The sequence below is a fragment of the Zemynaea arenosa genome (assembly GCF_004614185.1).
Taxonomy (GTDB): Bacteria; Pseudomonadota; Gammaproteobacteria; order Burkholderiales; family Burkholderiaceae_D; genus Telluria; species Telluria arenosa.
The window spans coordinates 1-12,591 of sequence record NZ_SPVF01000209.1 but is presented as its reverse complement, the minus strand read 5'-3'; the positions used below and the strand labels follow the sequence as shown (position 1 = coordinate 12,591).

8 protein-coding genes and 1 pseudogene are annotated in these 12,591 nt (G+C 66.4%); 1 reads left to right on the top strand and 8 read right to left on the bottom strand.

The genetic code is table 11. The features are described 5' to 3' along the window. Window positions 1-68: 68 nt before the first annotated feature. The 6 genes and pseudogenes from creC to E4L96_RS16210 all read right to left on the bottom strand — a co-directional run. Window positions 69-2,957, bottom strand: a complete 2,889-nt coding sequence (creC, locus tag E4L96_RS24690; RefSeq protein ID WP_135208259.1) for a two-component system sensor histidine kinase CreC — start codon at window positions 2,955-2,957, stop codon at window positions 69-71. Window positions 2,958-2,969: 12 nt separating this feature from the next. Next, window positions 2,970-3,668 (bottom strand): two-component system response regulator CreB, encoded by a 699-nt coding sequence (gene creB, locus E4L96_RS16230; RefSeq protein WP_135208258.1) that lies wholly within the window; start codon window positions 3,666-3,668, stop codon window positions 2,970-2,972. A gap of 146 nt (window positions 3,669-3,814) precedes the next feature. Next, window positions 3,815-4,414, bottom strand: coding sequence for a PEP-CTERM sorting domain-containing protein (locus E4L96_RS24105; protein ID WP_220433444.1), 600 nt, complete (start codon window positions 4,412-4,414; stop codon window positions 3,815-3,817). Between the two features lie 36 nt (window positions 4,415-4,450). Continuing rightward, a complete protein-coding gene (locus E4L96_RS24600; protein ID WP_135208257.1) occupies window positions 4,451-10,282 on the bottom strand; it encodes a VCBS domain-containing protein in 5,832 nt (1,943 codons plus the stop codon). Window positions 10,283-10,476: 194 nt separating this feature from the next. After that, window positions 10,477-10,887: a hypothetical protein gene (locus E4L96_RS16215; RefSeq protein ID WP_135208256.1), complete on the bottom strand. Its 411-nt coding sequence runs from the start codon at window positions 10,885-10,887 to the stop codon at window positions 10,477-10,479. Next, window positions 10,884-11,120 (bottom strand): annotated as a pseudogene (locus tag E4L96_RS16210) (DUF6973 domain-containing protein); the annotation flags it as partial. The pseudogene E4L96_RS16210 and the gene E4L96_RS16215, both read right to left, overlap by 4 nt. A gap of 318 nt (window positions 11,121-11,438) precedes the next feature. Here E4L96_RS16210 and E4L96_RS16205 point away from each other — a divergent pair. Beyond that, window positions 11,439-11,936, top strand: coding sequence for an FxDxF family PEP-CTERM protein (locus tag E4L96_RS16205; RefSeq protein ID WP_135208254.1), 498 nt, complete (start codon window positions 11,439-11,441; stop codon window positions 11,934-11,936). A 78-nt stretch (window positions 11,937-12,014) separates the two neighbouring features. Here E4L96_RS16205 and rpsJ read toward each other — a convergent pair whose 3' ends face one another. Both rpsJ and E4L96_RS16195 read right to left on the bottom strand, forming a co-directional pair. Continuing rightward, a complete protein-coding gene (gene rpsJ / locus E4L96_RS16200) occupies window positions 12,015-12,332 on the bottom strand; it encodes a 30S ribosomal protein S10 (protein WP_005663509.1) in 318 nt (105 codons plus the stop codon). 185 nt (window positions 12,333-12,517) lie between these two features. Then, window positions 12,518-12,591: EF-Tu C-terminal domain-related protein (locus tag E4L96_RS16195; RefSeq protein WP_202932829.1), on the bottom strand; the 74-nt coding region annotated here is incomplete at its 5' end.

The window sequence follows — 12,591 nt, the reverse complement described above, 5'->3', positions numbered from 1 at the left end:
CGCCTGGCGCGTGGCCCGGCCGGCGCCGGCGCACGGGCGGCGGCGCCACTGACACGGCGCCCTTCCCCTCATTTGCCCAGCTGGTACCAGTCCACCTTGCGGGTGGCGATCATCACCGCGGCCAGCACGCCAAACAGCAGCAGGCTGCCCAGCACCAGCGCGTTGTTCTCGGAGATGAGCAGGCCATACAGGGCCGCGTACAGCGCCGTCAGCGCGGCGCAAAAACCCGCCGCGCGGCCCCAGGAGCCCATCACAAAACGCAGGTAGAACGTGATCAGCGCGATGCAGGCCCCGCTGGCCAGCACATAGCTCATCCCGAACGCAATGTGCTCCGAAAGGCTGATCAGGAGCAGGAAGAACATCGCCAGCGCAAGACCCACCAGCGCGTACTGCACCGGGTGGATGCGCAGCTCCTTCAGGATCTCGAACAGGAAGAAGGCCGCGAAGGTCAGCGCCACGAACATGATCCCGTACTTCACCGCGCGTTCGGCGAGGGTGTAGATGTTGACGGGCTCCTTCAGCGCGATCGCGAAGCTGTCCACGCCCGCCGCCGCGTCCTTGCCCGCGGCCGGTCCGTTGACGATGCGGCGCAGCTGGCTCTGGGCGTCCGCCGCCAGCGAGGACACGTTCCAGGTCGCGCTGAAGCCGTTCTTCGTGATCTGGCGGTCGCGCGGCGCGGGCAGGAAGCGGCCGGTGAACTGGGGATGCGGCCACTGCGAACGCACCGCCACCTGGTTGTTCTTCCCGACCGGGACGAAGCTCTGGCTTTCGATGCCGTCCAGGTTCAAATTGAAGCTGAAAGCCTGGTGCGCGCGGCGGGCCAGGTCGAGCCCATCGAGATTGGCATGCAGGCCGCGCGGCAGCGCATCGAGCTGTGTGCCCTGCTCGAATTCGGCGGACAGCGTGTCCAGCTTGAGCACCGGCGTGTTGCGGATGCCGCGCACGTCCGCGATGTGCAGCACGGCGAACGGGTTGCCGATGCTCGCCTGCGTCTTGCCGTAGCCCGCCAGGATCTCCTCGCGCGAGGGCAGGTCGAAATCGCCGCTGAAGGCATATTGGCCGCTGAACACCAGCACCTGGTGCAGGCCGCGATAGCGCTTGTCGGTGTCCATGGCGCCGTTGATCTTCAAGGTGGTCGGGTAGACCAATTGGTAGCTGGTGCGGGTGCGGCGTTCGACCCGGCCCTCGACCTTTTCGTCATAGTCTTCGCTGACGGGGATGACGATCACGGGGCCGATCACCGTCTGCGGCTCGACCGAATCGGCGGCGATGCTGCGCACGGCCTCGTCGTGATAGCGCTCCCTTTCGCCAATCGTGCCGCCGATGATCAGCAGTGAAATGCCGATGCCCGCCATCACGGCGATGATGAAGCAAACCTTGAAAAAAAGCGCCTTCTGCATGCGGGTCTCCTGGGGTGTGCCGGCCGGCGGCGGTACGGCAGTGTCGCGCGGCGCGGTGCGGGCGGGATGAGGTTTGTGAGGCGCAGGTGAGGCGGGTGTGAAGCCGGGTGCCGCGCCGGTGGCTGCGCCGGGCGGCGCACCCGCAGCGGGCAGGTCGACGCGCGCCGCCGCCCCGCCCTGCTCCGCGTTCGCCAGCGTGACCTCACCGCTGTGCAGGGTGCAGACCTCACGCACGAACGGCAATCCCAGGCCAGTGCTGCGCGCGCCGTCCGGCCTGGGGAGCGAATAGAAGCGGTCGAACACGCGCTGCATGGCGAAATCGGGAATGCCGGGACCCTGGTCGCGCAATTCGATCACGGCACGCTGCGCGCGCTGCGCGCAGGTGAGCCACAGCGTGCTGCCGGGTGGCGCGAAATCGAGCGCGTTGTCGAGCAGGTTACCGACAGCCTGGCGCAGGAGCAGCGCATCGCCCTGCACCGCGGCCGGGTGCAGGTCCGCCTGCACCGTGATACGGCGGGCGGCGAGGCGCAGGGCGGCATCGTCCAGCGCCTGCCGCAGCAGCGCAGGCAGATCGACCTCCGTGACCACCGCGAGGCGCTGCTGCTTTTCGACGCGGACCAACTCCAGCATCCGTTCGATCAGCTGCTGCTGGCGGCCGTTCTGTTCCAGGATGTTGGCCAGGAAGCGGTGCCGCTCGGCGTCCGGCATGTCCTCCCCCATCAGCTCCGCCGCGCCCTGGATCGCGGCGATGGGGCTCTTGAGTTCATGTGCGAGGGTGTGCATCAGCTCCTCGGCGTACTCCTTGCCTTCCAGCTTGTGGCGCATCGCGTCCAGCGTGCGTCCCAGCAGGCCGATTTCGTCGTCGCCGAGTGTCGGCAGCTCCGCCTTGCGGCCCGCCTGCACGTCGGCGGCGTAGCGGGTCAGCTTGCGCAGGTTCAGGGACAGCCACAAGGCAAAGGCAATGCCGATGGCGAGTGAGAGGGTGAGCAGTACCATGCCCACACGCAGGATGGTGGCCTGGCTGCGTTCGATGAAGGGCTGTACGGTGCGGATCGGCTTGGCCACCGTGAGCACGCCGATGATGCGCTGTCCATCGAGGATAGGCGCGGCCACGTGCATCACCGTGCTGGCTTCATCGTCAGGGGTCTCGCGCGTGGAGCGGGCCCCGTACTTGCCGCGCAGGGTGAGGTAGACGTCGTTCCAGCGCGAGTAGTCGGCGCCGATGGCGGTGCCCGCGCTGTCAAAGGTGACGATGCCGCGCGCGTCGGTGATGGTGATGCGGTAGTCCAGCTTGTCCTTGCCGGAGCCGCCGATGCGGGCGCTGATGCGGCGGCCCGCGTAGGCCTGCACGCGCGCCAGCAGCTCGGAGTTCGGGATGCCGCGCTTGACGTCGTCCGTCACCATCACCGCAAGCAGGTTGGCGGTGTCGGCCAGGGTGTCCTCCAGCGTGCCGCGCACGCCGGGCTTGACCTCTTCCACGAACACGGTGAGCAGGAAAAAACCCGCCAGCCCGACGATCAGGAAATAGCCGAGCAGGATGCGCAGGCCGATTTTCATGGGCGCGGACGGTTAGGGCGAGACGCTGTAGCCCATACCGCGATGGGTGTGGATCGGATCGGCTGTGATATCTATTTCCTTCAGTTTCGCCCTCAGTGATTTGATGTGCGTATCAACGGTCCGGTCCAGGGTATCGGGGGCATCGGTCCACACCAGGTCCATCAGCTGCGCACGCGAGAAGATCTGGCCGGGGCGCTCTGCGAGAGTGCGCAGGAGGAGAAATTCGTAGCGCGTGAGGTCCAGCGGGCGGCCGGCGAACAGGATCCGGCCTTCGGTGGCACGTACTTCGAACGTGGCCGCTGCCGGTGCGTGCGCCTCTGCGGCGCGGGGAGCACCGCGGCGCAGGATCACGCGGACGCGGGCGGCCAGCTCGCGCGGCGAGAACGGCTTGGTCACATAATCGTCCGCGCCGATCTCCAGGCCGACCACGCGGTCGATCTCGTCGCTGCGGGCGGTGAGGAAGATCACCGGGATGTCGCTGAACTGGCGCACCTGGCGGCACAGGTCGAAGCCGTTCAGGTCCGGCAGGCCGACATCGAAGATCGCCAACGCGTAGTCATGCCCGGCCGTCTTCAGCCGCTGCAGCGCCTCCCCGGCGAGGGTGACGTGGTCCGGCGCGAAGCCGTCGGTGCGCAGTGCATACGCGATGCTGTCCGCGATCGCGGCTTCGTCTTCGACGATCAGGATGCGCTTGGGCGATGAGTTTTCCATGCCCGGCAGTATCGGCGTGAATCCGCCCGAGCGTCAATCTCGCGCCCCTGAAGAAAAAAACCCCGACCGGCGAAACGGGGCCGGCGGGGCAAACGGAAAACGTGCATTCAGGAGAGGTACAGCAGGCAGCGGTCTCCCGCTGCGGCTTACCGCCGGCCGCGGCGGCGCACGGCCATGCAGCCGGCCAGGCCGAGGCCCAGCAGGGCCAGGCTGGCCGGTTCCGGCACCTGGGTGCCGGTGACCTCGGTGACGATCTGAAATACCGCACTGCCCCCCTCGACGAAGTAGAAGAAGTCGGCGGGCGCGTAGCGGATCTCGATGCTGTCATCGCTGAACGAGAACGACGGCGCAATCACGTCCGGGCTGTCGCTGGCTTCGGCCAGGTTGTTCGACAGCAGGGTCAAGCCCACGATGCGCTCGCCCGGGCTGAACCGGATATTGCTGATCAGCGCGGTGAAGCTGTCGAAGTCGTAGTCGCTCAGCGACAGCAGGGTCACCGTGTTGGTGGCCGGGTCGAGGTCGAAAAAGACGTCGCCGCCGCGGAACTCGCTGGGGTTGGAGACGGTGGCGTCCGCGCCCAGTTCCAGCCCGGCGCCGACCGCCTGGTTGAGCGACTGGGCCACGCGCGCGCCGGCGTAACCCGGCACCGAAGGCGCATCGGCCGTGGCCGTGAAATCGGCCTTGACGATGGTGGCGTGGGCCTGGGTGGCCAGCAAGGCCAGGCACAGGATCAGGATGTTCTTCATGGTTCGTTTCCTTGAAATGATAGATCGATAACAGGGTTAGCCGTGCAGGGCGTCCGGCTGGGCGGCCGCCACGCCCACCAGGGTCGCGGCCGGGGCCACGGCCGGGCTGAAGCCCTGGACGAAGTTGGCCCCGGTGTAGCTCGTGGCTTGGGTGTTCTGCATGACCGCGACCGTCCACCAGCCTTCGCCGTCGGTGGCGCCGTTCCAGTCCCACTGCAGCTCGACGTCGGCGCCGTTCTGATGCAGGCGCAGGTAGCCGTTGGCGAACGGGTCGCGGCCGGCCAGGCCCGACGACTCATTGATCAGGCCGGTGAGATCCATCTTGTCGCCGCCGCTGCCAGTACTGAAGTCGGTGACAACGGCCACACCGATGTAGCCGCCGAAGTGGCCGAGATAGACGACGTCGCTGTCGGCGCCGGTGGTGATGGTCTGGTTGACGTAGATCCGGTCGATGATGATGGTGTCGCTGCCCGCACCGCCGTCGACAGTCTGGCTGGCGCTGGTGGCGAAAACGGTGATCCGGTCGTTGCCATTGCCGCCGTTGAGCTGGTTGACGCCCTGGCCGTCTTCGATGGTGTCGTTGCCGTCGCCGCCGTTCAGGATGTCGTTGCCTTCGTTGCCGGACATGGTGTCGTCGCCCGCGTCGCCGTTGAGCACGTCGTCGCCGTAGCCGCCGTAGAGCGTGTCGTTGCCATCGCCGCCGTTGAGGACGTCGTTGCCGTCGGCGCCGCTGAGGGTGTCGTTGCCGCCCAGGCCATCGATGACATCGCGGTCCGGCGTCCCGGTCAGCGAATTGCCTGCCTCGGTGCCGACGATGTGCTCGCCGTTGCCACTGCCGTCCGGGTTGTACGGGCGGACGATATTGGCGCGCGTCAGGCTGGCCGCATCGGTGTTCTCCAGGATGACCACCGTACGCCACTGGCCGCCGTCCACGCTGCCGCCCCAATCCAGCTGGAGCTCGGCCTGGCTGCCGTTCTGGACGACGCGGAGGAAACCGGTCTCGAACGGATCCGTGTTCTGCTTGTAGCCGGTCACCTCGTTGAGCAGGCCCGTGATGTCGAGCACATCACCGCCCGCCCCGGCCGTGAAATCGGTGACCGTGATCACCCCCGAACCGGCGTAGGCGCGGTCCACATAGAGCGTATCGCGGCCGCTGCCGGTGGTCACGGTGTGGTCGCTGACCAGGAACTGGATGGTGAAGCGGTCGTCGCCGGCGCCGCCGTCGAACAGCTGGTGGCTGGACGAGTTCCAGGAGTTGAAGGTGTCGTTGCCATCGCCGCCGTACATGCGGTTGCTGCCCGCGTCGTCCGACAGCACATCGTCGCCATCGTCGCCGTTGAGCACGTCGTTGCCGGCGTTCCCGTTGAGGGTGTCGTTGTCGGCGCCGCCGTTGAGGACATCGTCCCCGTCGTCGCCGCTCAGGGTGTCGGCGCCGCCCAGGCCATTGATGACGTCATTGTCCAGGGTGCCAGTCAGGGTATTGCGGGCCTCGGTGCCGTTGATGACGCGGCCGAGGCCGCTGCCGTCCGGGTTGTAGCCCGGCGTCAGGTTGTCCATGGTCAGCGCGCTGGCCTGGGTGTTCTTCAGCACGATCACGGTCGTCCACGCCGTACCGCTGGTGGCGCCGTCGCGGTCCCACTGCAGCTCGGCATCCGCACCGTTCTGCACGAAGCGCAGGAAGCCGTGGGTGAAGGGGTCGGCTCCCGCCGGACGCCCGGTCAGCTTGTACATCACGTCGCTAATGTCCAGCATGTCGCCATTGGCGCCAGCCGTGAAGTCGGTCACCGTGATCACGCCACTGCCAAAGTCGAAGTGGCCGAACTTGATGGTGTCGCGACCACTGCCGGTCGTGACGGTCTGGTCCACCCAGCGATAATCGAAGGTGAACGTGTCATCGCCGGCACCGCCATCGATCGCCACCTGGGTCTGGTCGATGTTCCAGATCAGGAAGGTATCGTTGCCGTCCCCGCCATACAGCGCGTTGGCGCCCTTGTTTTCTTCGAGGTAGTCATTGCCGGCGCCGCCCTGGAGGAGGTCGTCACCCAGTCCGCCGTTCAGGTTGTCATTGCCGTCGCCCCCGTCCAGCTGGTCGTCGCCGTCGCCGCCGCGCAGGGTGTCGTTGTCACCCTCGCCGTACAGCTTGTCGTTGCCGAGGTCGCCGTTCAGCGCGTCGTCGCCGGCGCCACCGTACAGCTGGTCGTCCCCGGCCGCGCCGTTGAGGGTGTCCTTGCCGCCAAAGCCGTTGATGCGGTCATTGCTCGACGTGCCGTTCAGCGTGTTGTTGGTGTCGTCGCCATTGATGGTGTTGCCGATGCCGCTGCCGTCCGGGTTGTAGGCCGGCGTGAAGTTATCGATCGTGAAGCTGCCCACCGTGGTGTTCTGGAACACGGCCACTTTGGACCAGCTGGAACCAGTGCCCTGGCCATCGTAGTCCCACTGCAGCTCGACGTCCGCGCCGTTCTGGACCAGTTTCAGGTAGCCCTTCTGGAACGGGTCGATGCTCGAGTTCCAGCCCGCCGATTTGCTGAGGAATTCGGCCGCGTCGAACACATCGCCGCCCGCGCCGGTGGCGAAGTCGGTCATGGTCACGACTGCGCTGCCGTTCAGGACGTAGGTCATGCGCACCGTGTCCTTGCCCGCGCCCAGGGTCACGGTCTGGTCGGCGTAGCGGGTGTAGAACTGGACCAGGTCGTCGCCGGCGCCCGCATCAATCAGGGTCTGGGTCGTGTTGGTGTCGTTGACGTAGATCTTGTCGTTGCCGTCGCCGCCGGCAAAGCTGTTGGTGCCGCCCGCGTCTTCCAGGATGTCGTCGCCCGCACCGCCGTTCAGCACGTCGTTGCCATTGCCGCCGTTCAGGTGGTCGTCGCCCGCGCCACCGTCCATGGTGTCCCGGCCGTCACCGCCATTCATGGTGTCGTTGCCGCCCAGGCCGAACATGCGGTCGTCGATGGTGCCGCCGTTGAGGGTATCGTCGCCCTCGGTGCCGGTGATTGAGCCGATCACGCGCAGTACGAACACATCGCTGACGCTGGTCATGCCGTCGCTGGCGCTCAGCACGATGGAGTACGAGGTGATTTCGGCCTGGTCCGGCGCGGTACCGGTGATGGTGCCGGTGGCCGGGTCCAGCGTCATCCAGGACGGCAGGGCCTGGCTGTTGGCCAGCTTGGCGGTGTAGGTGAACACGGTGCCGGCATCGGCGTCGCGGAAGGCGTCCTGCGGCAGCTGGTAGGTGAAGCTGCCGCGGCTTTCCAGGTCGCGGTCGGGTAGCGGAATATTCACCGTCGGCGCATCGTTGGCGCCGACCACCGTCCACACGGCGGAAGCGGCGGTCTTGTGTTCGCCATCGGTGACGTTGTAGTTCACGGTGACGGTGGCGGTCTGGCCGGCCGCCAGGTAGTTGTAGTTGGCCTTGCTGGGGTCGAAGGTGAACGCGTGGGTGGCGGCGTTAAAGCTGACGCCGGTTGGGAGGCTCGCAATGTCGGTCACGGACAGGGTCGTGCCGGGGTCCGCGTCGCTGGCGTTGGCCAGGGCGTCAAGCACCACGGCGGCGCCGTTCTCGCCGGTGCTACCGATGACGGGGCCGGTGACCACGGGCGCGGTGCTGGTCGGGGCGTCATAGGTGCCCGCAATGGTCCAGGAGACCGAAGCGGCGGTGCTGCTGGTGCCGTCCGACACCCGGTAACTGATCGTCACCGTCGTGCTCTCGCCTTCCTGCAGCGCCTGGTAGGCGGCGTGCGCCGGATCGAGCGTGAAGGTACCGGCGGCAGCGTTATAGGTGACGCCCGGCGGCAGCTCGGCCGGGACCTGCACCACGCTGAGCACCGCGCCATGATCGACGTCCGACGCGTTGGCCAGGGCATTGAGAGTGATGGCGGCGCCATCCTCGACCGCATTGCCGGTGACAGCGCCGCTGACGACCGGTGCATCGTTGGTGCCGGTGAGGGTGAACGAGACGCTGGCCGCAGTGGTGGCCAGGCCGTCCGACACTCCGTAGTTGACGGTGACGACCACGGTCTCGCCTGCTGCCAGTGCCTGATAGGCCGCATCGGCCGGGTTCAGCGCGAAGGCCTGGGTGGCGGCATCGAAGCTGACACCGGCGGGCAGCGCGGGCAGGTCCACCACCTGCAGCACGGCGCCGTGATCCACGTCGGCCGCGTTGGCCAGCGCTTGCAGCGTGACGATTCCGCCGTCTTCCTGCGCCGTGCCGGTGACGGCGCCGCTCACGGTCGGCGCATCGTTGGTGCCGGTGATGGTGAAGGAGATTGTGGCTGGGGTGGTGGCCAGGCCGTCCGACACGCCATAGTCGACGGTGACCACCACGGTCTCGCCCGCCGTCAGCGACTGGTAGGCGCTCGCGGCCGGGTCCAGCAGGAAGGCCTGGGCCGCCGCGTCGTAGCTGACGCCCGCCGGGAGGCTGGCTGGCACATCGACCACGGACAGCACGGTGCCATGGTCCACATCGGTGGCCTGGGCCAGTGCGCTCACGCTGATGGCGGCGCCATCTTCGTTGGCCGCGCCGGTAACGACGCCGTGCACGACCGGCGCGTCGTTGGTGCCGGTCACGGTGAACGCGACACTGGCCGGCGTGGTGGCCGTGCCGTCCGACACGCCGTAGTTCACGATCACGACGGTGATTTCCCCCGCTGCCAGGGCTTGGTAGGCGGCGTGGGAAGGGTCCAGCGCAAACGTGCCTGCCGCCGCATCGTAGCTGACGCCCGCAGGCAGGTCGCCCGGCACGTTCACGACCGACAGCACGGCGCCGCGATCGACATCCGATGCGGCAGCCAGCGCAACGAGCGTGACCGGTGCGCCGTCTTCCTGCGCAGCGCCGGTGACGGTGCCGGTGATCAGGGGCGCATCGTTGCTGCCGGTGATGACGATGTCGAGCACTGCCGCGGACTCAAGGGCGCCATCGGTGGCGCGGTAGGTGAAGCTGTCGTGCACGGTCTCGCCCGCGGCCAGTTCCTGCACTTGGCCGTTGGCCAGCCTGTAGGTGTAGCTGCCATCGGCGCCGATCACGAGCTGGCCGTACAGGCCGTCATAGGTGCCGGGCGCGGCCACGCGCAGTACGGTGCCGTCGGGGTCGCTGTCGTTCGCCAGCACGTTGCCGGTGGCGGTGAGGGCGCCGTCTTCCTGCACCGCGCCGCTGTCCGCCTGCGCCACCGGCGCATGGTTGACGGCCTGGCTCACGCCCAGGAAGCTGTCGAGGCTCAGGGCCGGGTTGCCGGACAGTTCCAGCACCAGATCGGCCTGGCCATCACCGTCCGCGTCCGCATACACCAGCGTGCTGGCGCCGCTGCGCTCGAACCACACGCCGTGCGCCTCGGCGCGGTTACCGCTCCAATGCAGCACGCCCTCGGCCGCCAGCGGACGCAGGTCGATCTTGTCGGCACCCACGGTGAAGTCGAGGATGGTGTCGCGCGCGGCGGCGGTCGAGTCACCGGCGGCATAGACGAAAGTATCGCCACCGGCACCGCCGCGCAGCATGTCTGCTCCCGCGCCACCGCGGATGAGGTCGCTGCCCGCACCACCGCTCAGGCGGTTCGCGCCGGCACTGCCGGCCAGGGTGACGGCCGCGCTGGAGGCGCTGGCGTCCACGTGTTCGAAGCCGCTGATGCGGTTGGCGCGGAAGCCGGCGTCCTGGTTCGTCGCCGCCAGGTCGATGCTGGCCGCCTGGCGCACGATGAGGGTGTCCTCGCCGCTGCCGCCGTCGATGCTGCTGCCGCGGTTGGCGTCGTTCTGGTAGACGATGCTGTCGTTGCCGCCGCCCCCGCTCAGGGTGTCGGCGCCGCCTGCGCCGTCGATGAGGTCGTCGCCATCGGTGCCGATGAGGGTGTCGGTCTTGCGTGTGCCAAGGAAGTTTGCCATGTCGAGATTCCGGTATATGCGCCTGATTGAACAATCAAGGTTGTGCAGCAGGAAATGTGCACAACTCGGCAGCGATTGTCCGGTTCAGGGGGGCATCCGGTAATGTCCGCGCACGCGTTTTTTATGTCCGAGAGTTCACACCCCCAGCGCTGGGGTGCTTTCCGGGAGGAACGCAAAGGCAGAAACAGGAAGGGTCAGCGGCGGCGTGGACGCAGGGCGTCCGGCGTAATTTCGGGCGCGAAGATCACGCCGATGACGCGCTGTTCGGGCGTCGATTTGTCGGTGGCAAACACGAGCAGAAAACCATCCGCGTAGCCACCCGCCGTGTTGGGCGCGCCGACCAGATAGGTCGGTTCAGACTCATAGTGAAGATAACCGGTGTTCGAGCCGAGCAGCTTGTGGACCTGCTCCGCCGTCATGGACCGCACCTCGTGCGTCTGCAGAAAGGACCCCACCATCCGGCCTCGCTCGACGGGAGTGCCGGCGGCCCAGCGCTGCGGGTCAAAACGTTCACTGCCCAGGCGCTCGGCCTGGCTGACAGTATCGGAGCACGCCACCGCAAGGCACAGGGCGAGCACGCTAATCGCCACCTTCGCCAGCGTCATTTCTTCTCCAACACCTTGAGTTGCTGACCCTTCAGCGCGCTGTAGGACTGCTCGCTGAGTTGGATATCGGTACCGCCCATTAGCCCGAGCTTCATGCCCACCCTGTTATTGTGTTCATCCATCTCGCGCTCGCCTAGAGGATTCGGTTGGGTGTCCTCATGCGCCATCGTGATCTTTATGGCGGCGATGATGCCGACGTCGCGGGACAGCATGGACGCCCAGAAGCAGTGACGAAACGCGTCTGCGTCTTAGCTCGGCTCTTCCGATTCGAGTACGCTGATCGTGCTTCAACTTGGATGGCCTAACAACTGCAGACAACTGCCTGTTGTGAAATCGCTCGTAATTTGCAGAGCCTGGCATCGGTTGAGCAACCGACGGATTGTCAGGACGCACGAGGCTTCAATTTTTGGCGAGCCGGGAAACTGAGCAACGTTTCGAAAACGATCACCGCAGCACAGGCGTGTGACTTCTGAACAGTGCAACGTTAAATAAAATGCACTGCTACGCTCCGTGTCTCACTGATGAGCTCGTAACCTGACCCGGAGACTGTGATGACGCAGAAAAGATTCGCTGCCGCTGCCCTGCTCGCGTTTGCCGCCACGACCGCCCACGCCGACGACCAAACGTTCGTGGCCGGTACTGTCCCCGTGCCGCCCGACACCTGGGCGTTCATGATCACGCATGAGGCGGGCAACTTTCAGGACACCGTCTTGTTCACCATCGCCAGCCCGTATGCCGATGACTCGTTCCGGCAATTGGTCGTCACTGCGGCCGACTGGGATATGTTCAACATTAACGGTCTGCACTTCACCTTGCTGTCCGGCTCGTCCCCGTTGGCTACCTTTGACGGCACGGCTCCCTTCAAGACGAACCTGCCCGATGGAGAATACATTCTGAAAGCTGACGGCTCAGCGGATGGAATGTTTGGCGGCGCCTACTCGCTCGTGCTCCAGCTGACTCCGGTGCCGGAGCCAGCATCCTGGGCAATGCTGGCAGTGGGCGTGGGCCTGCTGGCGGCGCGCCGCCGGAGCGGCGCTGTGCCCGCCTGACGCAGGCAAAGAAAAAGCCGGAGGCGCTTGCGCGGCTCCGGCTTTTCAAAGGCGGCGGACCGAAGTCCGCGAGCCAAATTACTGCAGCTTGATTTCGACGTCGACGCCAGCCGGCAGGTCCAGCTTCATCAGTGCGTCAACGGTCTTGTCCGTCGGGTCAACGATGTCCATCAGACGCTGGTGCGTACGGATTTCGAACTGGTCGCGCGAGGTCTTGTTCACGTGCGGGGAACGCAGCACGTCGAAACGCTGGATGCGGGTCGGCAGCGGGACCGGGCCCTTGACGACGGCGCCAGTGCGCTTCGCGGTGTCAACGATTTCCAGCGCGGACTGGTCGATCAGCTTGTAGTCGAACGCTTTCAGGCGAATGCGGATTTTCTGGTTAGGTGCGGACATGATTTTTCCTTAAAGAGCGAACCGAGGCCTCAAAAAGCCGCGGCAATCAAAGAATTCTGAAGCGGAACCCGCGATTGTACACGGAACGTATCCCGTGCTCAACCTTGGCCCGCCGCCTGCGCGGAGGTGACGCTTGCGCGCCACGCCCCACGCAGGGGTACTGCTCAAAGAGATATCGCTAAGACTTAGGCGATGATCTTGGCCACCACGCCGGCGCCGACGGTACGGCCACCTTCGCGGATTGCGAAGCGCAGGCCTT